Below are 22,479 nucleotides of genomic sequence, written 5' to 3'. Positions count from 1 at the left end.
CATGGACAACAGCCCTAGCAACTACGTCGAACGTCCTCTTCAAGCGCATCTGCATCCGCAGCACGGCGAAGACAAGGACACCCTGGATCTGCTCAATCTGTGGAGGGTCATCTGGCGCGCCAAATGGAGCATCGGGTGGCTGGTTCTGCTGAGCTGCGCATTGGCGGCCGCTGTGGTCTCCAGCATCACGCCGCAATACATTGGCAGCACCACCCTGCTGTTCAACGACAAGACACCTCCTCTGATGTCCTTCCAGCAAGTCAAGGACTCAGGCGGCAACGCCACTGATTACTTGCAGACCCAGCAGGCGCTCCTGCAATCGCGGGACCTTGCCGAACGCGCGGTGAAAAAACTCGGCCTGACGACCCACCCGGTCACCGACCCGCGCCAGCAGCCAAAGCCCTGGTTTGCTCCGCGCCAATGGCTGGCCAATCTGGAGCTTGATCAATGGATCCCGGGATTGGGTCGATTTTTACCGCCGAAGAAAGAGGAGCTCACTGAAGCAGAGGTCTTCAATCAGGTCACGCAGAACCTCATGCTGCACACCAGCGTCAAGTTCGTTGGCAAAAGCCAGTTGCTCGAAATCGAAGTCGAGTTGCCAGACCCTGTTCTCGCAGCGGCGGCGGCCAACGCACTGGCTCAGGGCTTTACCGACAGCCAGCTCGATACCAGCGAGAAATCGTCGCAAACGACCACGGCGTGGATGAACACTCGCCTGATCAAGCTGCGCGATAATCTGCGTGCGGCCGAGAAAAAACTGCAGGGTTACCGCGAAGAACAAGGTCTGGTGGATGTTGGCGGCGTCGCCACCATCAGCGCCAACGAACTGGAAATGACCGGCAATCGAATGGTCGACGCCCGTCGCAACCGCGCTGAAGCCGAGAGCGAGTACCGGCAGGCCAAGGCCTTGGGCAACGGCGATCTGAGCCGGCTCTCCAGCGTGCCTGCGGTCTTGAGCAATCCCCTGGTGCAGAAATTCCAGGCCGATCGGGCTGTTGCCCAAGCCAAGGTCGATGAACTGGCGGGACGCTACGGTCCGAAGCACCCGAGCCTGATTTCCGCACAAACCGAGTTGCGCACTGCCACCACCAGCCTGCAATTGCAGGTCCAGCAAGTGGTGGCCGGTATCGAGCGGCAATACCAGCTCGCCACGGCGAGTGAAGCGTCGTTGCGTCAATCCTTCAATAGCAACAAGGCGCAAATCCAGGACATCGCGCGCAAAGAATTCCAGTTGCGCGAATTCCAGCGTGAGGTCGACAGCACACGCGCGCTGTATGAAACCTTCGTCACCCGCCTGAAAGAAACCACGGCCACCGCCGACATGGACTCGACGAAAGTGCGCATCGTCGACCCGGCCATCGTTCCAGTCGACGCGAGCAAACCCCGCAAAACATTGATTGTCGCAATCGTCGGGCTGGTCGCTGCGGTCATCGGCGTCGCGTTGGCACTGCTCTTCGAGAGTTTGAGCAACACCTTCAAAACCGATGAGTCGATCGAGAGCGTGTTGAATGTTCCACTGCTCAGCGTCGTGCCGTTGGTGGTGAAAAAAAGTCGCCGGCAACTGGCACGGCTCTTCGAGGACAACGACAACCCGCGCTTTTCCGAGACTATTCGCAACCTGCGTACCTGGCTGATGCTGCAAAGCAGCGAAAAGCCCTCGCAAGTGGTGCTCGTGACCTCGACGGTTGCCGGTGAGGGGAAAAGCACCATCGCCACCAATCTGGCCAGTTCGCTGACACCGCTGGAACGCGTGCTGCTGATCGATGCCGACATGCGTCAGCCAACCCTGTCGCTGAACTTCGATTTCCCACCGGACAGCCCCGGACTGGCGAATGTCATTGCCGGCACGGCCAGGCTTGAAGACTGCATTGTTTCAGTGGGCAATCTGGACATGCTGCCGGCCGGGAAGGTCTTGCCGCCATCGCTGGATATGTTCGTTGCACCGCGCCTGCCGTCCCCTGGCGATCCGCTCAACCCGGTTCAGCCGCCACCCCAGGATTTGCTCAGCTCGCCGCGCATGGCGCGCATGCTCGAGGCGCTCAGATCACGCTATCGCCACATCATTATCGACTCACCCCCTGCGGAGATGATCAGTGACGCGCTGTTGCTGGCCAGACATTCCGATGCGGTGATCTATGTCGTCAAGGCTGACAGCACCTCGATCAGCCAGGTTCAGCGAGGGATTGCCATGTTGCAACAAAGCCATGTGCCGGTCTTTGGCACGGTGCTCAACCAGGTCGACCTGCGCAAGGCGCGCAAGTACGGCTACCACCACTCCCGGGCGTTCTATAACTACGATTTCGCGCCCAGGTAACCATCGGGCGCATACGCCCGCCGCTATGCCCTCTTCTGCCAACGCACCACTCGCTTCACCTCCGCCGAGCTACGGAAAAGCCATCGGGAGACACGTCGTGTCTGCTCGATTCGCGCTGATGCATGAATGCTGTCTTGAGGTTAAGCCTATGACTTCGCTTTATACCGCTCACATGACACACCGCCGAGGCCTGACGTTCTGGGGCCAGTGGCTGTGCGCGCTGTCGCTGGTGACGGCGCTGTTGATGCTGCTCGTGCAGTGGCGCGTCGGCAGTCTGACCAGCGAATACCGCATCCTGATCATTCTGACCGTGCTCGGCTCGGTGCCGATCTACAGCGTGATGCAGGTCTACCACAAGCGTCATGGCCTGCTGGTCGGGCTTGGCAGGTTGCTGGCCGGTTGGTTGATCCTGCTGGCGGTACTGGCGGCGATTGCGTTCTTCACCCAGACCAGTGCCATTTATTCACGCCAGGTGATCATGGTCTGGGCGGTGCTGGGCTTCGTGGTTCAGGCCTTGAGCTTTTTGCCCCTGCATTACCTGGCCCGTCTGTACTCGCGCAAGGTCTGCAACGGGCGCCGCTCGGTGATCATCGGTACCTGCCCGACGGCCCATGAACTGGCGAAAAAACTGTCGCTGCCGAACCGCGCGCTGGTGCTGGGCTTCATCGCCGCTGCCGACAGCAGTGGCCCCGCACCCAGCATTCTGCCGTTGCTCGGCCACGTTTCCGCCATCCGCGAGATCATCACGGGCCTGGAAGTGCGCCGCGTCTATATCGTGTTGCCGATGGCCCATGCCGCGACCATCGAAGCGCTCTATATCGACCTGTTGGACATGAATGTCGACGTGGTGTGGATCCCGGATTTCGGCAGCATGGTGTTGCTCAACCATTCGATCTCGGAAATCGAGCGGATGCCGGCCATCTACCTCAACGAGAGCCTGCTCAGCTCGCACCCCGCCAGCCTGTTTTGCAAGGATCTGTTTGAACGCAGCCTCGCCGGCCTGGCCATTGCTCTGCTCAGCCCCTTGCTGCTGGTGGTGGCCGTTGCCGTCAAGCTGACCTCCGCAGGCCCGGTGCTGTTCAAGCAAAACCGTCATGGTTGCAACGGCGAAGTGATCAAGGTCTGGAAGTTTCGCTCGATGCACGTCCACGACGACCACGAAGTTCGCCAGGCCACCCGCAACGACGACCGCCTCACGCCGATCGGCGGTTTCCTGCGCCGCAGTTCCATCGACGAATTGCCACAGCTGTTCAACGTCCTGTCCGGCCGGATGGCCCTGGTCGGCCCGCGCCCGCATGCCGTCACCCACAACATTTATTACACCGGCAAGGTGCGCGCCTACATGGCACGGCATCGCCTCAAGCCGGGGATCACCGGTCTGGCCCAGATCACCGGCCATCGTGGCGAAACCGAGACCGTGGAAAAGATGCAGCTGCGCGTTGCCCAGGACCTCAACTACATCAACCAGTGGTCGCTGTGGCTCGACATCAAAATCCTTATCAAGACCCCCTTCACGCTGTTCTCGAAAAACATCTATTGAGCCCCTGTCCCACTTCTGCCGCTCCCCTTCCCGACCGTTGATAACCGTCACGACGACCTGAGGTTCGACCATGAATGTGAGCGTATTCGGTATTGGTTACGTAGGCCTTGTCCAGGGTGCTGCATTGGCCGAGGTCGGGCACAACGTGCTCTGCGTCGACGTCGACGCGGGCAGGGTCGAGGCGCTGAAAGAAGGCACGCTGCCGATCTACGAGCCCGGCCTCAAGAGTCTGGTGCGCGACAATTATCAAAGCGGCCGGCTGAGGTTCGGAACAGACCTGGTGGACGCCGTTCACCATGGTGATGTGCTGTTGATCGCCGTCGGCACGCCGCCCGACGAAGACGGTTCGGCGGATCTCAAATACGTGCTCAGCGTGGCGCAAACCATCGCGCTGAACATGGATCGGCATCAGATCATCGTCGACAAATCCACCGTACCCGTCGGCACCGGCGACCGGGTGCGAGCGTGTATCGAGCAGGTACTGGCCGACAACGGTCGCAGTGACCTGACGTTCGACGTGGTTTCCAACCCGGAATTTCTCAAGGAAGGCTGCGCGGTCGAAGACTGCATGCGCCCGGACCGGATCATCATCGGCACCGACAGCCCGCGTGCCGAAGAGGTCATGCGCGAACTGTATGAGCCGTTCAATCGCAGCCGCGAAAAAATCATCGTCATGGACGTTCGCAGCGCTGAACTGACCAAGTACGCCGCCAATTGCATGCTGGCGACCAAGATCAGTTTCATGAACGAAATGGCCTGCCTCGCTGAAAAGCTCGGCGCCGACATCGAAAAGGTGCGCCACGGCATCGGTGCCGACCCACGCATCGGTTACCAGTTTATCTACCCCGGTCTCGGCTACGGCGGCTCGTGTTTTCCCAAAGACGTGAAGGCACTGATACAGGCGGCCAACGGTGTAGACATCGACGCCCGGGTGCTCAAGGCCGTGGAGTCGCGCAATCAGGAGCAGAAGGCCAGCCTGTTCCGCAAAGTGTTCGATCACTTCGACGGTCACCTGCGCGGCAAGACGTTTGCCCTGTGGGGGTTGAGTTTCAAGCCCAACACCGACGACATGCGCGAAGCCCCCAGCCGCGTACTGATGGAGGCGTTGTGGCAAGCCGGCGCCAGCGTGCAGGCGTTCGATCCCAAAGCCATGGAAGAGGCCCAGCGCTTATACGGCTCGCGCGATGACCTGACCCTGACAGGCACCAAGGAAGCGGCGCTGAAAAATGCCGACGCCCTGATCATCGTCACCGAGTGGCAATCGTTCCGGGCGCCGGACTTCGACCGGCTCAGCCAGTTGCTCAAACAGCCATTGATTTTCGACGGACGCAATCTGTTCGATCCGCAGCGTTTGAGCAAACGCGGCTTCACCTACGTCTCCGTGGGTCGGCAGACCCCTTCAGTCCTCTGAAAGGAGCCGCGCCATGTTCAAACTGGAAATAGTCGGGCATTACTCGGCGAAATTACTGGAGGCCAACCAGGCCTATTCCTTCATCAACTTTGCCTCGATCGGCAGCTTTTTCGAGCAGAACCCGAGCACCGTTGCCTATTTCTGCGACGGCATGCTGATGTCGACCTTCATGTCTCGCGTCACCGGCAGAACGATTGGCCGGGTCAGCTTCGACTTCACCTCGATAGCCGACGTCGTGCTGCGCAGCGCCGAGCAACAGAGCAAACGGGTTTATTTCGTCGGCGCCCGACAAGCTGAACTCGACCTGTTCATCAGCAAGATCAAAACCCTTTATCCGCAACTGAGCATCGCCGGCTATCACAACGGCTATTTCGACGCCGCCCAGGCCGAAGGCATTCGGGCTGACATCTGTCGCAGTGCAGCGGACATTCTGATCGTCGGCCTGGGCGCCGGACGGCAAGAGCAGTTCGAGCTGGATGCCCTGCGCGCAGGCTTTCGCGGGGTCGCCTTCACCTGTGGCGGGTTCATCCGGCAAGAAGCCCTGGCGACGCGGCAGTACTACCCGGTACTGATCAATCGACTGCACCTGCGCGCGTTCTATCGCATGTACCGCGAGCCCCACACGATCAAGCGCTACCTCATCGATTACCCCACCAACTTCCTGCACCTGCTGAACATGATCGTTCGACACAAAGTCGCCATCAGCGTTGGGGAATGACCATGCACATCCTGTTTATCCTCAAGGATTTCAAGCCCGGCGGTGGCGTCGAGCGCGTTCAGCAACGGTTGTCCGAGCAGTTTCTCAAGGACGGCCGGCGTGTGAGTTTTTTCGTCATGAACGCGGACCTGCCCGACACCCGAGACATTCAATGCTTCAGCGGTGGAGGCGGCGGCATCGCCGGCCTGTTCAAGTCAATCGTGCTGTTGCGCCGGCTCATACAGCGTGAAGGCGTCACCCACCTCATTTCCGCCAAGGAACAGGCGAACCTCTGCACGTGGTTCGCCACCCTGGGCAGTGCCTGCAAGGTCATCTACAGCCGCCACGCGACACTCGATTGCAGCGAACAGAAAACCGGCCCCTCAAGCCTGCGCCTGCTCTACACCTTATATCTGTGTGGCAGCGGCAAGGTGGTGACGGTTTCCTCGGCCCTGCGCCAGACCCTCGCCGATGCCGTGCCTTGGGGGCGGCAGCGCATCCGTTATTGCCCCAATGCCGTCGTTACCGATCAACTGTTCCAGGCCGCCCAGGCACCGCAACCCGCCGGTTTCCCCCGCAACTACTGGTTGGGCCTGGGGCGTCTGGTCGAGCCCAAAGGATTTCACCTGCTGCTGGACGCCTATGCGTTGGCGCTACGCAGCGCAGCGCTGCCGGATCTGGTGATCGTCGGCGATGGCCCATTGCGCGAAGCACTGGTCACTCAGGCCAATCAATTGGGTATCGCGCAACGGGTGCACTTCAGCGGCTTCCTCAGCAATCCCTATCCCGTGCTCAGGCACGCCCGGCTGTTCATTTTGAGCTCTCTGCAAGAAGGCATGCCGACCGTGCTGATCGAGGCGTTGGCGCTGGGCACGCCGGTGCTGGCATGCGATTGCGAGACCGGGCCGAGAGAGTTGCTGGACCACGGCCGGCTTGGCCAACTGGTTATCGTCAACGACGTAAAGGCACTGGCCGACGGCATGCTGCGCAACCTGACCCCGCGCAATGACATTGTCTGCAGCGACAAAACACTCACTGACACCCTGCGCCCTTACACCAGCCAGCACGCGGCGCAGGCGTATTACCAGGTCTGGAATCAATGAAAAAGTTACTGATCATCCTCCATGACCTCAGCGCCGGCGGCGCTGAAAAAATGATGGCGCGCCTGGCCAAGGCACTGGTGGATGCGGGCAATGACGTGACATTGCTGATGCTCACCGGCGGCGGCATTCACGCAGCGCATCTCGACCCGCGGGTGAAAAAGGTTGAATTGCACAGCCCGCGCAGCGTCCGTGCGGTGCCAGCACTCACGCGATTTCTGCGTGCCAATCGCTTTGACGCCCAACTGGCGGCTCTCACCCACGTCAACGTGGTGGCGATCGTCGCGGCGGCCCTGTCCGGCACGCTGGCCCGGCTGCACGTCAGCGAGCGCAATGCCTTTTCCCATGACCGGCACGTGAACCCCGACTTCATGGTGCGGATGGCTTATCGGGTGGCACCGCTGCTTTACCGGATGATTCCCAACCCGGTGATCTGTGTATCGCGCGGTGTCGCCCAGGATCTGGTCGATACCACCCTCGCCCGGCGGCAGGACGTGACCATTGCCGACAATCCGGTGCTCGACAACGATTTCCGCGAGAAGACGCCGGGACTGCCCCGCCACCGCTGGCTGCTGGAAAAGTCCGGCACGGTGATTGTCGCGGTGGGGCGCCTGGCGCCGCAAAAAGGTTTCGACACGCTGATCACAGCGTTCGCGGCACTGCCTGATCGCCGTGCCCGACTGATAATTTTTGGTGAAGGCGCCCTCAGGGCCGCACTGCTGGAACAGGCGAAACAGCTGGGGGTGGCGGAGCGCTTCGATCTGCCGGGCTATGCCGATGATCCCCTGGCAGAAGTGGCCGCAGCCGATTGTTTCGTACTGTCGTCGCGTTTCGAGGGCAGTCCCAACGCGCTGGTCGAGGCGTTATCCACCGGTACGCCGGTGGTGGCGACCCGCTGCCCCCACGGTCCGCAAGACATCCTCGTCGGCGGTCTGGTGGCGCCGCTGGTCGCTGTCGATGATCCGATCGCCCTGGCGCAGGCCATCGCCGAGCAACTGTCCATACCGCGCGATCTGCAGCGTCAATCACGCCTCGATGCGGCCGCACGATTCATGAGCGCCAGTGCGGTGCAGACCTACCTCAAAGCGTTGATCGGGAGCCCGTCATCATGAGCACACTGACGATCAGGTATTCGACGTTACGCGACGGCTTCACTTTGTTCGGCATTCTTTTCTACATTCAGGTGATTACCTTTGTCCTCAATCTGGGCGGTGCTTCCAGTTTTGGCGATATCAATAAAGACCTCGAAGGCAACGTCGCCAATCAGGTCTGCGGCCTCATCACCCTGCTGGTGCCGCTATTCTTTTTCATCCGCAACAAGGTATTCCTCAGCAAGACCTTTTATCGCAGCAACTTCTTCCTGCTGGTGTTCCTGCTCTGTGTCATCGCATCGATCGGCTGGTCCCACGACCCGATGCTCAGTCTCAAGCGGTTCATCGCCCTGCTCGGCGTGGTGTTTTTTGCCGGTTTTCTTGCCTATAACTACTCCCTCGAAAAAATCACCTTCATGCTCGGTTGCGCCATCGGCATAGCGGCGTTGATCGGGTTGTTGCTCGCCGTAGTCATGCCCGAAGTGGCGTTCCTCTCCGGGGGCATTCGCGATGGCGCATTCAAAGGCGTTTTCGCCGAAAAGAATGCTGGCGCCCGGCTCAACGCGATCGCCATCGTACTGTTGCTGCCGATGATCCGGCAGCGCAATCGCTGGGCACTCTTCTGTTCATTCTTTTCGCTGGTCGCGATCCTGCTTGCCCAGTCAGCCACAGGCGTGGCGCTGATCATTTCCGGCACGATCAGCTACTGGTACTTCCTCACGATGATCCGCCTGGGCATCAATCGCTCACAGCTGATGTTCCTGGGATGCACCGTCCTTTACCTGCTGGTCTGCCTGTTTCTGTACAGCAACTTTGCGGTACTGCTGGAAATGGCCGGTCGCGACCCGTCACTCACCGATCGCACGTTGATCTGGGAACTGCTCGCGCCTTTCATCGACAGCCAGTTTCTCAAGGGCTACGGCTTCGGCGCCTTCTGGTCCAGCCCTGATGCCGATGCGTTCATCACCCGCTGGGGTTACATCGGCAACGCCCACAGCGGCTACATGGAAACCCTGCTCAACGGCGGCCTCATCCAGTTGACGGCGCTGGCGTTGATGTTGGGTGAAGCACTGTTCAAGCAATACCGCGCCGTGACGGCGAATCAGGCAGCCCGGTTTCGCGCCAGTGCGCTGGTCATCATCGGCCTGTTCGCCATCACCAATTATGTGGCCTACGTGATTCCCAACTACCGCTCCGCCGAGTTCCTGGTGTTCTGCACGCTGGCCCTGACCTTCCGGCACCACCACGCGACCTATCCCGAATCCTCACCGGCAGCGCTGCGTCAGCGTTCGTCGGGCAGCGCACTACCGCGCGATTCCGCCAGCGCGTAACCCAAGGAGAATCACCGTGCCAAACCAAGCTCCCCGTTCAGCAGATTCAGTGTGCGTCGTCATTCCGATGTACAACGGCGCCGACAGCATCGAGCAGACACTGACGTCCCTGGCCCGGCAAACCCGACTGCCCGACCACGTGATCGTCATCGACGATGGCTCTACCGATGACGGACCACAACGGGTCAGAGACTTCGTCGCGCCGTTTCGCCTGACGCTGTTGCAGCAAGCCAACGAAGGCCAGGCCAGCGCCCGTAATCATGGGATGCGGCACTCCGCAGAGACGTTCGTGGCAATGCTTGATGCCGATGACCAATGGCATCCGCGCAAGCTGGAATTGCAGCTGGCACTGTATGACGAACTCACCCGCCAGGGCCGGCCGGTCGGGCTGATCGACTGCTACGCGCAAGTCAATTACAGCGATGGCAGGCGCCAGCTGGACGACCGGCTCAAGCACGGCAGGCACTTCTACGATTTCATCCACGCCAACGTCGTCAATGGCGTCTCGACCGCGCTGGTCAAACGTGACGTGATCATGCAACTCGGCGGCTTCGATGCCAGCCTGCGTTATTCCGAAGACCGCTTCATGTGGACCCGGATCGCCGAGCATTGGGAGATCCACACGGTGCCGGAGGTGCTGCTGGAGCGCACGGTCAATGGCGGCAACATGACCGCGAATCCGAAAAAGTACTACCAGAACAAAATCCGCTTCATCGAGGTGTACCTCGCCCGTTACGGCGCGCAACTGACCCGCCAGCAGCGGATCGATTTCGAGCTGGGCAACCACACCGATTTTCTCGAAGCGTTTTCCCGACGTGGCGAGCATGACCAGGTCATCGGTGTGTATCGGCGAATGCTGGATTGCTCATGGCAAACGCTGTTCTTCGCCAATGGCAAACCGACCTTGCGCTACCTCTATGCCCTTGCCAGAAACTTGCGCAAGGCAACGGCGTCAACCACGGCTCATTGAACCGGTATCCGCCATGGCCAACCACCGCCTGATGACATTGACCTGGATCTTCACCGAGAAATTCGGCCTGATCCTGCTGTCGATGATTACCTTCGTCGCTTACGCCAGACTGCTGTCGCCAGCCGAGCTGGGGGTGGGCACGGTGATCATTGCCATCGTCGAACTGATCGGTCTGGTGTATTCGTCGGTGCTGGAAGACCCGCTGGTACGACTTGAGCGGCTGGAAGACAAACACATCAGCACAGCCTACTGGGCGGCGGTGCTCGTCAGTCTGGTAAGCATCGGCGTTATCTCCGGCGCCGTCATGCTGTACACCCCGGATCCGGTGCTGCAATGGATGACGGCGGTAGCCTCGCTGAAGATCCTGTTCACCATGATGGCGCGGGTCTATGTGGCGCAGATGCGCCGCAGCAGCAACTTCAGGATGCTGGCATCGCGCACGCTGCTGGGCAAGGTGGCGGGTGGCGTCGGCGGCATTGCCGTTGCGCTTTGGGGACTGGGTGCGTGGGCGGTCATTGCCCAGGCGCTGATCATGGAGCTGGTGTCGATCATTGTCTTGATGCGCGCAGACCCTCGCCGCATCCCGTTTCACATCGACGGTCCGATCCTGCGCGAGTTGTTGAAGTCCGGCGCACCGGTGGCCATCAACGCGCTGAGCTCGCAAACCTTGCAGCGCGGGGTCAACGTGGTTCTGGGCATCACCGCCGGCGCGAACGCCGTCGGCATGTTCAACATGGCGATGCGCATCATCGAGCTGCCACGCACCGCCATCTACAACGGTTTGCTGAGCTATGCGCTGCCGGCGTTCTCCCGGCGCAGCGCAGAGCCCAAACGATTGATCGGGATCATTGGCGATTCAACCGCTGTCAGCGGTTTTCTGCTGACGCCGCTGTTCATCGGCATCGCACTCACGGCAAACGACCTGATCCTGCTGATCTTCGGCGCCAAATGGGCCGAAGCCATTCCTCTGCTGCAAGTGCTGGCCTGCACGGCAGCCATCGGCAACAGCGCCATGTACGCCACCACCGCACTGGTGGCGGTCAACCGCAGCCACCTGACAATCAAGGCCGAAGTGCTGACCACCGCGCTGGCTCTGGCGCTGGTCTACACCCTCGGCAATCTGTACGGCGGCATGGCCGCAGCCGGCGCTCTGCTTGCGCGAATGCTGGTCATCACGCCGCTGCAGATCCGTGGCCTCAACACGGCGGTCGGTTACAGCTGGCGCGGCTTTTTCGAAGCCAGTTACCGCAGCGTTATCGCTTCACTGGTCATGGCTGCAACCGTGCTGGTCGTGCTACCGCAGCTGGGACTACAGGGCTATCTGCACTTGATCGGCAGCATCGTGGTCGGCGTGCTGAGTTATGCCGTGGGTTACAGCGTCATGCACCCGCACTGGCCACAGGAATTCAAATCGGTTTTCACCTCCCGCTGAGTTCAGTCCCCGAGACAGGAAGACCTCATCATGCGCAAAACCACGTTGATTACTGGCGGGGCCGGCTACATCGGCTCGCACACGGCTCTGGCCCTCATTAACGCCGGCCACAAGGTGTTGGTGCTCGACAACCTGTGCAACAGCTGTCGAGAGTGCATCCGGCGCCTTGAACAACTGACCCTGACCCGCGTCGACTTCATCAAGGGCGATATTCGCGATCCGGTGCTGCTCGACGATATCTTCAGCCGGTACGACATCGAGGCCGTGGTGCACTTTGCCAGTCTCAAATCCGTCGAGGAAAGCGTGCGCAAGCCGCTGGACTACTACGCCAACAATGTCGCCGGCACGCTCGACCTGTGCCAGGCGATGGCTCGCAACAACGTCTTCCAACTGGTGTTCAGCTCTTCGGCCACGGTGTACGGGGAGCCGACACATACGCCGATCGCCGAAGACTTCGGCACCGGCAAACCGGTCAACCCCTATGGCCGCACCAAGCTCATGATTGAAGAGCTGCTGACGGACCTGTGCGATTCCGATCCACGCTGGAGCATCGGGTTATTGCGCTACTTCAATCCGATCGGCGCCCACGAAAGCGGAATGATCGGCGAGGACCCGAGAGGCCGCCCCAACAACCTGTTGCCCTGCCTGACGCAGGTCGCCATAGGCCGGATACCCGAACTCACGGTGTACGGCAGCGACTATCCCACCGTGGACGGGACCTGCGTGCGCGACTACATCCACGTGGTCGACCTGGCCATCGGGCATCTGAAGGCACTGCAAGTGCTGCAGCACAACCCAGGCATTCGCTTCTGGAACCTCGGCACGGGCGTTGGCTACAGCGTGCTGCAGATCATCCACAGTTTCGAGGACATCACCGGCATCAGCATTCCCTACCGCTTCGCCCCTCGACGTCTCGGTGACATCGCCAAATGCTGGGCCGATCCGGGCAAGGCAGGACGCGAATTGGGCTGGAGCGCACAGCGCGGCCTGGAACAAATGATCACCGATACCTGGCGCTGGCAGTCGTGCAATCCGCAGGGGTATCAATCTTCATTCAAGATTCCGGCACCCGTTGCGGTGAAGTGATGCCGATGTTCAAGGAATGTCTGCTGGCCGCGCTGTTTTCGGTTTCGCTGGCAAGCAACGCCGCGCAGGCGCCTCCTGCTGTGCCGAGCACCGGGCTCGTGTTGTGGCTGGACGCCGCCGACGCGTCGACGATGAGCCTGGATGCGCAGAACCGTCTCCAGCGCTGGAGCGACAAATCAGGCAAGGCCAATGATGCGACAGTCGATGGCGCTTCTTCGCCGCCACAACGGATGGAGAACAGCCTCAATGGCCAGTCGGTGGTGCGCTTGAGCGGTAACTCGGGATTACTGGGCCGGGCACTGCGCACGGCCAAAGGGTCTGCGACCGTACTGATCGTGTCCCGTCGGTTGCCAGAGCAGGCCGGGGTCGATCCCTGGCAACGGTTGTTCAGTTCGCGGCCGCAAGCTGCAAGCAACGATAACGTGCTGCCGAATTTCGCTGTCAGCCTGCCGCAAACCGGTGCCTATGAACCGACGGTTTCTGTCCTTGAACTGCAGGACGTGCCACTGGGACCGTATGGCGTGGGGCGCAATGCCGTCGGCAATGCCGAAAACTTTCGCGGCGACATCGCCGAAGTCCTGGTGTATGACCGCCCGCTTGCCTCGCTCGCGGAGCGCCAGCGCGTATTTCGATACCTGGCAGACAAGTGGACCGTGGCCATACCGGTTCAGGCCGATACCTGGACACGTGTCGGCCCCCTGGACGCTCTGCCGTCCCACATCCATCCGGATCTGCCGTTGTCCGATCAGGCCAATGCCGGCCGGTGGTTGCTCAACACGACACTGTCCGACGAGTTCGATGGCACCACCCTCGATCGCACACGCTGGCACGTCAACAATGCTATCGGCAACGAGTCGCTGGGACGCAAGCCGGCGTTGTTCACCGAGCGCAATGCCAGCGTCAGCAACGGCCATCTGAAGATTGTCTTTCGCAAGGAAACCTTGCCACCGAAGTACGTCCAGCTCGGTTTCAAGGATTACACCTCGGCGATGGTTCGTACCCTTGAACGCGGTTTTTACGGCTATTACGAAGCACGCGCCAAACCCATGAACTCTGCGGGTTCCAGCGCATTCTGGCTGGCGTGGACAGGGATGGCCGACAACGCCACCGAAATCGATATCTTTGAAATCGGCGGCAAGACCAAAGACGCGGCTTCAGACCGCGCCTACAACATGAACGCCCACCTCTGGGCCACGCCACAGAGCACCGAGCATATCGCCAACGGCAGCACCTGGACCAGCCCCTGGCGGCTGGCCAGTGACTTTCATGTCTACGGCTTCGACTGGCAGCCCGATACCCTGCGCTGGTACGTCGATGGCGTGCTGGTCAGGGAGTCGAAGAACGACCACTTTTTTTACCCCATGCAGATCGTCTTTGACAGTGAGGCCATGTGGAAATGGTTCGGTGTGGTCGACGATGCTGACCTGCCCTCCACGTTCGAAGTCGATTACATCCGCATGTGGCTACGCAGTCCTTGAGCAACCCTACGCCGCTTTGGCCTTGAGTCGAATTTCACACGACACAGTCCTCAGTTATCGATCCGCGCTGACGAGTCTGGAGCGCCTGTACATGAACAACCGGCGACTGAACGAGCTGGACTTGTTGCGCTTCCTCGCAGCGATCGCCGTGGTGTTTTTTCACTATGCGTTTCGCGGGTATGCGAGGGGCGATATGTCGGTAATGCCCTACCCGCTGCTGGCTGACGTGGCCAAATACGGTTATCTGGGGGTCGAGCTGTTTTTCATGATCAGCGGATTCGTCATCCTGATGACGGCTTCGAGCAACGATCTCAAAGTCTTCTTCATTTCCCGTGTCATTCGCCTTTGCCCGGCGTTCTGGGTGTGCTGCACGATCACTTTTCTGGTCACGCTGGCCATTGGGCAGCCAAGATTTTCGGCTGACCTTTATCAGTACGTGATCAACATGACATTCCTCGGCGACGTGCTCGGAGTGCCGCCCATAGACGGGGTCTACTGGTCACTGTTCGTCGAAATAAAGTTCTACCTGATGATCGCCATTCTGTTGGCTTTCAAGAAGATAGAGAAAATAGAAACGTTCCTTGTGCTCTGGCTGCTGGTTTCAGCCACAGCGGAAGTCTTTGCTTTCGAAAAGCTGCGCTCGGTACTGATCACCGACTACGCGGCCTATTTCATCGCCGGTGCGACGTTCTACATCATATGGGACAAGGGTTTTACCAAAGCGCGTATTTCCCTGCTGGCCGCTGCACAGGCATTGGCCAGCTACAACGCGATCACCTGGGCCGAATCGATCGAACTGAAATATTCGACCGAATACGACGCCTTGATCATCTGCGGTGTCATTGCCCTGTTTTTCATGACGTTTCTTTTTATCGCGACGCACAAAACGTCAGCCATCGGGAAGTTCGACTGGACAGCATTGGGCGCCCTGACTTACCCGCTTTACCTGCTGCATCAAATGATCGGCTTCATGATCTTCAATATGGCTTATCCGGCCATCAATCCACATTTGCTGCTCTGGGGCACCATCGCTTTGATGATAGGTGCGTCCCATGTCATCCATAAAGAAATAGAAACCCCGATGGCCAGACTGATGAAAAGATCCCTTTCATCTTCCTTCAATCGTCTCAGAGTCGATTAATCGGCAGCGCAGCAGACTGGGCAACATCAATAATTCGACAGGTAAAAAAGACGGGAGAGGTTTCGGCAAATACCGAAACCTCTCCCGTCTTTTTTTGTTTGTGGCGCAGAGTACCCGTCACATCGACGATGAGCGCTTCAAGGTCTCGCTCGGCAATTCCTTGAACATTGCACGGTAACTGCTTGAAAAACGACCCAGATGCCAGAACGACCAGTTCATCGCGACCTCCGCCACCGTCGTATCTGCCTGCGAGCGTTTGAGCAATTCCCGCCGCGCACTGTTGAGCCGGCGCAAACGCAGCCAATGACTCGGCGACATCCCCGTGTACGCCTTGAACGTCTGTTGCAACTGACGCAGGGAAACCCCGGCCACCCGCGACAGCTCCAGCAGATTGAGGGTTTCTTCCGGCGAATCCGCCGCCCACTCGCCCACGCGCTTGAGGGTGATTCGCTCTTCGGCGCGACGCTGCAAACCACCGCCGTCCAGGCACACGCTCGCGTTGTCGAGGATGAACAGGCAATCCTCCAGCAACTGCTGGGTCAGCGCTTCTTTACTTGGCTGATCAAGGGTTTGCGACAACTTCGTGAGGGTCGAGCTTAACCAGCGACTGAATAATCCGTTCTGCGCGCCATTGAGCGGCGCCATGAACAGACCTTCCAGCCTGGCCACGTCCAGTCCGTTGCGCTGGACGAATTCCGGGCCGAACACCACGGCGATTTCCTGATAGTTCTCCGGGGTGATCCAGATGTTGCGGCTCTCTTCATTGAGCAGATAGAGCGCGTTGTCGCTGCGATCGAAACAGAACGCCAGCGAGCCTTCCGGCGCGCTGAAATTCTGCTCGACCCGGGTGTTCATCTGTTCTTCGTAAACCTCCACACCCTGCAAATCCAGATAGCGGATCTGCCCGGCGAAATGCCCCGGCGACATCTGCTGGTAATGCTGAACCCAACCCGGCGTGGCGCGGATCTGTTCGGTGACATCGGCGGTATTGAAAGCTTGAACCTGTAGCGGATTACACGTTGTCATGGGAGACCTTGCGCACTCTTTTGGTGCGCTTTGGTGCTGCTGAAAGTGGATAGATGGAACGTCAAGGCCCGCCCAAGATAGTCGTCAACGCGCCTCAGGGGAAGTCTGCGAAAGATGAAATCGCTTTCCCCCGCGTCAACAAAACCAACGACGAGGTCTTTATGAATGCCCCTTTCGATCAGCTGTTCACGTGGCTGAAAGATCACAAGATTACCGAAGTGGAATGCGTGGTCAGCGACCTGACCGGCATCGCCCGCGGCAAAATTGCACCGACCAACAAGTTCCTGCATGAGCGAGGCATGCGCCTGCCGGAAAGTGTGTTGCTGCAAACGGTAACCGGGGATTTTGTCGACGACGATATCTACTACGACCTGCTCGACCCGGCCGACATCGACATGGTCTGCAAGCCGGTGAGCGACGCGGTGTACGTGATCCCGTGGGCCATCGAGCCGACCGCCATCGTTATCCACGACACCTTCGACAAGTTCGGCAACCCGATCGAACTGTCGCCGCGCAACGTGCTGAAGAAAGTCCTGCAGCTGTACACCGACAAAGGCTGGAAGCCGATCGTGGCGCCGGAAATGGAGTTCTACCTGACCCAGCGCTGCGAAGACCCGGACTTGCCATTGAAGGCACCGCTGGGTCGTTCCGGTCGCGCTGAAAGCGGTCGTCAGTCGTTCTCCATCGACGCCGCCAACGAATTCGATCCGCTGTTCGAAGACGTCTACGACTGGTGCGAACTGCAAGGCCTGGACCTGGACACGCTGATCCACGAAGACGGCCCGGCGCAGATGGAAATCAACTTCCGTCACGGCGACGCGCTGGATCTGGCCGACCAGATCACCGTGTTCAAACGCACCCTGCGTGAAGCCGCGCTCAAGCACAACGTGACCGCGACCTTCATGGCCAAGCCGATCGGTGACGAGCCCGGCAGCGCGATGCACCTGCACCAGAGCGTGGTCGAGATCGCCAGCGGCCAACCGATTTTCGCCAATGCCGACGGCAGCATGAGCGACCTGTTCCGTCATCACATCGGCGGCCTGCAGAAGTACATCCCGAAAGTGCTGCCGATGTTCGCGCCGAACGTGAACTCGTTCCGCCGCTTCCTGCCGGACACCTCGGCCCCGGTCAACGTCGAATGGGGCGAAGAAAACCGCACCGTCGGCCTGCGGGTTCCGACTTCCGGGCCTGAGGCGATGCGGGTTGAAAACCGTCTGCCGGGCGCTGACGCCAACCCGTATTTGGCCATCGCCGCGAGCCTGCTGTGCGGTTACATCGGCATGGTCGAAGGCATCGAACCGAGCGCCGCCGTCGAAGGCCGGGCTTACGAGCGCCGCAACCTGCGCCTGCCGATCACCATCGAAGAAGCCCTGACCCAAATGGAAGAGTGCGACACCGTCGCGCAATACCTGGGCAGCAAATTCGTGCGCGGCTACGTCGCGGTGAAACGCGCCGAGCATGAAAACTTCAAGCGCGTGATCAGCTCCTGGGAGCGGGAGTTCCTGTTGCTGAGCGTCTGATTAAAACAACAAAAACCAACCCACGATCGTTCCCACGCTCTGCGTGGGAATGCAGCCCGTGACGCTCCGCGTCACAAAGCGGACGCAGAGCGTCCATTGAGGCATTCCCACGCGGAGCGTGGGAACGATCAGCAAGAGTCGCCTGAAAAATCCAATAATTCGAAGAGGTGTCGATATGCGTCTGTTGAAATCCATGATCCCCGCCGCGCTGGCCCTGGCGTGCAGTGCCGGTGCCCTCGCCCAACCCCAGGTCAGCGTCTACAACTGGACCGATTACATTGGCGAAACCACCCTCGCCGACTTCCAGTCCTCCAGCGGGATCAAGGTGATCTACGACGTCTTCGACTCCAATGAAACCCTCGAAGGCAAACTGCTCGCCGGGCGTACCGGGTATGACGTGGTGGTGCCGTCCAATCACTTTCTCGCCCGTCAGGTAAAGGCCGGTGCGTTCCTCAAACTGGACCGCTCGCAACTGCCGAACTGGAAAAACCTCGACCCGAAACTGCTGGCCCTGCTTGAAAAAAACGATCCGGGCAACGAGCACTCAGTGCCTTACCTGTGGGGCACCAACGGCATCGGCTACAACGTCGACAAGGTCAAGCAAGTGCTGGGCATCGATCACATCGATTCCTGGGCCGTGCTGTTCGAACCGGAGAACCTGAAGAAACTCACCCAGTGCGGCGTGTCGATGATGGACTCGGCCGATGAAGTGTTCCCGGCGATCCTCAACTACATGGGCATGGACCCGCGCAGCGAGAAACCCGAGGACTACAAGAAGGCTGAGGAGAAACTCCTGAGCATCCGGCCGTACATCACCTATTTCCACTCCTCGAAATACGTGTCCGACCTGGCCAACGGCGACATCTGCGTGGCCTTCGGTTATTCCGGCGACGTGTTCCAGGCTGCCAACCGTGCCAAGGAAGCCAAGAACGGCGTGAACATCGCCTACTCGATTCCCAAGGAAGGCGCGAACCTGTGGTTCGACCTGCTGGCGATTCCTGCCGATGCCGGCAACACCAAGGAAGCCCACGCCTTCATCAATTACCTGCTCGATCCGCAAGTGATCGCCAAGGTCAGCGCCTCGGTCGGTTACGCCAACCCGAACCCGGCGGCCAAGCAATACATGGATCCGGAGCTGGTCAACAACCCCGAGGTCTATCCGTCGCAGGAAGTCCTCGACAAGCTCTACATCTCCTCTACCCCGCCCCAGTCGATCATGCGTCTGATGACCCGGTCCTGGAGCAAAGTGAAGTCGAACAAATGAATCAGTACACCCAGGAACACGCCCTCTCCTATTACGCCGCGTCGGCCCGGGCCAGCACACCTTATCCCGAACTGGCGGGCGATCTGATCGCCGATGTCTGCGTGATCGGCGGCGGGTTCACCGGCGTCAACACGGCCATTGAACTGGCGCAGCGCGGGCTCTCGGTGATTCTGCTCGAAGCCCGGCGCATCGGCTGGGGCGCCAGCGGGCGCAATGGCGGGCAACTGATTCGCGGGATCGGTCATGACGTCGAAGGTTTCTCGCGGCATGTTGGCGCCGAAGGCGTGCGCTACCTGCACCGGGCCGGGATCGATTCGGTGGAACTGGTGCGCCAGCGCATCACCGACAACGCCATCGAGTGCGACCTGCGCTGGGGTTTCTGTGAGCTGGCGAACACGCCGGCGCAGTTCGACGCCTTCAAAGCCGAGCAGGACAGCCTGGCGCAGTTGGGTTACCGCCATGAAACACGGCTGGTCGCCCCCGAAGACATCCGCCGGCAAGTGGTGAACGCGGGTGTCTACAAGGGCGGTCTGATCGACATGGGTTCAGGGCACTTGCACCCGCTGGATCTGGTGCAGGGCGAAGCGCGGCTGGCAGCCTCTCTCGGGGTGCGGATTTTCGAGCAGAGCCCGGTGCTGGAAATCCTCCACGGCGCGACCGTTCAGGTGCGCACCCGGTCCGGCACCGTGCGCGCCGGCAGTCTGGTGCTCGGCTGCAACGCGCACCTGGATGAACTCGAACAGCAACTCAGCGGCAAGGTCCTGCCGGCCGGCAGTTACATCATCGCCACCGAACCGTTGTCGGCGGAACGTGCCGCCGAGCTGATTCCGCAGAACCTGGCGCTGTGCGACCAGAAAGTCGGCCTCGATTACTACCGGCTCTCGGCGGACCGGCGCTTGCTGTTCGGCGGTGCCTGCCATTATTCGGGACGGGATCCGGCGGACATCGCCGCCTACATGCGACCGAAGATGCTCAAGGTGTTTCCGCAACTGGCGGATGTGCGCATCGACTATCAGTGGGGCGGCAAAATCGGCATCACCGCCAACCGCTTCCCGCAGGTCGGCCGTTTGAAGCAGCACCCGAACGTGTTCTACGCCCAGGGCTATTCCGGCCACGGCCTGAACGTCACCCACTGGTGCGCCAAGCTGCTGGGCGAAGCGATTCATGCCGGTCACAGTCAGGGCATGGATGTGTTCAGCAACGTGCCGCACATGACCTTCCCCGGCGGCCCGGCGCTGCGTTCGCCACTGCTGGCACTGGGCATGTTCTGGTATCGCCTGCGGGAACTGCTGGGATGACGCTTTGCGGTTAATGCCTCCTGTACATTTGCTCTATCGCGAAGCACTTCTATATTGATGAAGTGCTTTTGCGTTCCTGACGCTCAGTGCCCAACACACCCTGGAGGTCATGGATGGAGTCGTCAGCCGCCGATCAACCGCGAGCGCCCGGCCAGGCGCCGGTCAAGACCCGGCGTTTCAGCATTTCGCTGGTGTGGATCGTGCCGATCATCGCGGTGCTGGTGGGCATCTCGCTGGTGGTGCACAACCTGATGCAGGAAGGCCCCAGCATCGTCGTCACCTTCAAGACCGGCAGCGGCCTGACCGCCAACAAGACCGAAGTCAAATACCGCAACGTGGTGATCGGCCAGGTCACGGACGTCGAGCTGAGCGACGATCAGAAAAGCGTCAACGCCACGATCAAACTGGCCAAGCAGGCCGAAACCTTTACCCGCGAAGATTCACAGTTCTGGGTCGTGCGGCCGCGTATCGGTGCGGGCGGTGTCTCGGGCATCGACACGTTGCTGTCCGGCGACTACATCGGCGCCGATATCGGTCAGTCCAACTCGCGCGCAAAACACTTCAAAGGCCTGGAAAACCCGCCGCCGATCACCTACGGCGAGCCGGGCAAACGCTTCAATCTGCACGCTTCGGACCTCGGTTCGCTGGACATCGGCTCGCCGGTCTATTACCGCAAGATCCCGGTGGGACAAGTGGTGGCCTACGCGCTGGACGCCGATGGCAAAGGGGTGAACATCGAGGTGTTCATCCATGCGCCAAACGATGCCTACGTCACCGAAAACACCCGGTTCTGGAACGCCAGCGGCATTGACGTCAACGTCGGTGCCAACGGTTTTGCGGTGAAAACCGAATCGTTGTCGACCTTGCTGGTCGGCGGCATCGCCTTCCGCGCGCCGGAGTACAGCCCCAACGACGTTGCCGCCGCCGAAGAAAGGACTTACGACCTGTTTGAGGACCAGCAAACTGCCCTCGCCCCGCCCAACGGCAAGGCGCAGTACCTGAGCCTGCGTTTCGATCAGGCGTTGCGCGGGCTGAAAGTCGATGCGCCGGTGGAATTCCTCGGCATGGAAATCGGCCGGGTGGTCAGCGTCAACCTCGATTTCGACGCAAAAAAACGCAGCTTCCCGCTCAACGTCGGGATCGTGATCTACCCGGCACGTCTCGGCCAGGCCCACGTGAAGATGCTCAAGGTGCTCAATCACAATCCGGAGGACGAAGCCGCCGCCGTGCGCCTGATCGGCACCTTTATCGACAACGGCCTGCGCGCTCAGGCCCGCAGCGGCAACCTGCTGACCGGCCAGTTGTACATCGCGCTGGACTTCTACCCGAAAGCCGAGAAAGTCGCGTTTGACCCGACCGCCCGCCCGATCAGCATTCCGACCATTCCCGGCAGCCTCGAACAGTTGCAGGAAAAACTCGAAGCGATGATCGACAAGCTCAACAAGCTGCCGGTGGAACGGATTGCCGGCAACCTCGACAGCAACCTCGTGGAATTGCGCAAAGGCCTGACCCAGTTCAACGCCAAGACCCTGCCCGGCGTGCAGAACACCCTCGCCGACGTGAGCAAGACCCTGCAATCGGCCAGTTCGACCCTGGCCGAAGACTCGCCGCAACGCGAACAACTGACCGAGACCCTCGACGAGCTCGGGCGCATGTCCCGTTCGTTGCGTGAGCTGTCCGATTATCTGGGCCGTCATCCGGAATCGTTGATTCGCGGCCGCCCCGACAACGCCGCGCCGCTGGACCTCAAAGGACCGCCGCGCAATTGAGCACAGGAGCT

At 60.2% G+C, this 22,479-nt stretch carries 17 protein-coding genes; 16 read left to right on the top strand and 1 reads right to left on the bottom strand.

Going from position 1 to position 22,479, the window contains the following annotated elements:
• The first annotated feature begins 1 nt into the window (after position 1).
• From PMI24_RS03825 to PMI24_RS03770, 12 genes are all read left to right on the top strand, one after another.
• Positions 2 to 2,314 carry a GumC family protein gene (locus PMI24_RS03825; protein ID WP_007951323.1) on the top strand — a complete coding sequence of 771 codons (2,313 nt, stop codon included), beginning with the start codon at positions 2 to 4 and terminating at the stop codon, positions 2,312 to 2,314.
• Positions 2,315 to 2,462: 148 nt separating this feature from the next.
• Complete coding sequence (locus tag PMI24_RS03820) at positions 2,463 to 3,854, top strand: undecaprenyl-phosphate glucose phosphotransferase (RefSeq protein ID WP_007951322.1); 1,392 nt, start codon at positions 2,463 to 2,465, stop codon at positions 3,852 to 3,854.
• A 70-nt stretch (positions 3,855 to 3,924) separates the two neighbouring features.
• Complete coding sequence (locus tag PMI24_RS03815) at positions 3,925 to 5,265, top strand: UDP-glucose dehydrogenase family protein (protein WP_007951321.1); 1,341 nt, start codon at positions 3,925 to 3,927, stop codon at positions 5,263 to 5,265.
• A 13-nt stretch (positions 5,266 to 5,278) separates the two neighbouring features.
• Positions 5,279 to 5,983 carry a WecB/TagA/CpsF family glycosyltransferase gene (locus PMI24_RS03810; protein WP_007951320.1) on the top strand — a complete coding sequence of 235 codons (705 nt, stop codon included), beginning with the start codon at positions 5,279 to 5,281 and terminating at the stop codon, positions 5,981 to 5,983.
• A gap of 2 nt (positions 5,984 to 5,985) precedes the next feature.
• Complete coding sequence (locus PMI24_RS03805; protein ID WP_007951318.1) at positions 5,986 to 7,065, top strand: glycosyltransferase; 1,080 nt, start codon at positions 5,986 to 5,988, stop codon at positions 7,063 to 7,065.
• The gene (locus tag PMI24_RS03800; protein ID WP_007951317.1) at positions 7,062 to 8,174 is read left to right on the top strand and encodes a glycosyltransferase; all 1,113 of its coding nucleotides are present in this window, start codon (positions 7,062 to 7,064) and stop codon (positions 8,172 to 8,174) included. The genes PMI24_RS03805 and PMI24_RS03800 overlap by 4 nt, the downstream gene beginning before the upstream one ends.
• Entirely contained in the window at positions 8,171 to 9,484 is a 1,314-nt protein-coding gene (locus PMI24_RS03795; RefSeq protein ID WP_007951316.1) for an O-antigen ligase family protein, read from the top strand. Before PMI24_RS03800 ends, PMI24_RS03795 begins: the two co-directional genes overlap by 4 nt.
• 16 nt (positions 9,485 to 9,500) lie before the next feature.
• A complete protein-coding gene (locus tag PMI24_RS03790) occupies positions 9,501 to 10,454 on the top strand; it encodes a glycosyltransferase family 2 protein (protein ID WP_007951314.1) in 954 nt (317 codons plus the stop codon).
• A gap of 13 nt (positions 10,455 to 10,467) precedes the next feature.
• Complete coding sequence (locus tag PMI24_RS03785) at positions 10,468 to 11,886, top strand: oligosaccharide flippase family protein (RefSeq protein ID WP_007951313.1); 1,419 nt, start codon at positions 10,468 to 10,470, stop codon at positions 11,884 to 11,886.
• A gap of 30 nt (positions 11,887 to 11,916) precedes the next feature.
• Positions 11,917 to 12,972, top strand: coding sequence for a UDP-glucose 4-epimerase GalE (gene galE, locus PMI24_RS03780; protein ID WP_007951311.1), 1,056 nt, complete (start codon positions 11,917 to 11,919; stop codon positions 12,970 to 12,972).
• The gene (locus tag PMI24_RS03775) at positions 12,972 to 14,450 is read left to right on the top strand and encodes a family 16 glycosylhydrolase (RefSeq protein ID WP_007951310.1); all 1,479 of its coding nucleotides are present in this window, start codon (positions 12,972 to 12,974) and stop codon (positions 14,448 to 14,450) included. Before galE ends, PMI24_RS03775 begins: the two co-directional genes overlap by 1 nt.
• Positions 14,451 to 14,541: 91 nt before the next feature.
• The gene (locus PMI24_RS03770; RefSeq protein ID WP_007951309.1) at positions 14,542 to 15,591 is read left to right on the top strand and encodes an acyltransferase family protein; all 1,050 of its coding nucleotides are present in this window, start codon (positions 14,542 to 14,544) and stop codon (positions 15,589 to 15,591) included.
• Positions 15,592 to 15,708: 117 nt separating this feature from the next.
• Here the strand turns inward: PMI24_RS03770 and PMI24_RS03765 are convergent, their stop codons facing one another.
• Positions 15,709 to 16,617 (bottom strand): helix-turn-helix domain-containing protein, encoded by a 909-nt coding sequence (locus PMI24_RS03765; protein ID WP_007951307.1) that lies wholly within the window; start codon positions 16,615 to 16,617, stop codon positions 15,709 to 15,711.
• A gap of 161 nt (positions 16,618 to 16,778) precedes the next feature.
• Between PMI24_RS03765 and PMI24_RS03760 the strand changes: the two genes are divergently transcribed.
• The 4 genes from PMI24_RS03760 to PMI24_RS03745 all read left to right on the top strand — a co-directional run bounded on the left by PMI24_RS03760 (position 16,779) and on the right by PMI24_RS03745 (position 22,468).
• Positions 16,779 to 18,137 (top strand): glutamine synthetase family protein, encoded by a 1,359-nt coding sequence (locus PMI24_RS03760; protein ID WP_007951306.1) that lies wholly within the window; start codon positions 16,779 to 16,781, stop codon positions 18,135 to 18,137.
• A gap of 175 nt (positions 18,138 to 18,312) precedes the next feature.
• Positions 18,313 to 19,401, top strand: coding sequence for a polyamine ABC transporter substrate-binding protein (locus PMI24_RS03755; RefSeq protein ID WP_007951305.1), 1,089 nt, complete (start codon positions 18,313 to 18,315; stop codon positions 19,399 to 19,401).
• Positions 19,398 to 20,699, top strand: coding sequence for an NAD(P)/FAD-dependent oxidoreductase (locus tag PMI24_RS03750; protein WP_007951304.1), 1,302 nt, complete (start codon positions 19,398 to 19,400; stop codon positions 20,697 to 20,699). Before PMI24_RS03755 ends, PMI24_RS03750 begins: the two co-directional genes overlap by 4 nt.
• A 113-nt stretch (positions 20,700 to 20,812) precedes the next feature.
• Positions 20,813 to 22,468: a PqiB family protein gene (locus tag PMI24_RS03745; RefSeq protein ID WP_007951303.1), complete on the top strand. Its 1,656-nt coding sequence runs from the start codon at positions 20,813 to 20,815 to the stop codon at positions 22,466 to 22,468.
• Positions 22,469 to 22,479: the final 11 nt, after the last annotated feature.

It is taken from the genome of Pseudomonas sp. GM25 (genome assembly GCF_000282255.1).
Classification (GTDB): Bacteria; Pseudomonadota; Gammaproteobacteria; order Pseudomonadales; family Pseudomonadaceae; genus Aquipseudomonas; species Aquipseudomonas aphyarum.
This window is presented reverse-complemented; position numbering and strand designations above follow the sequence as displayed.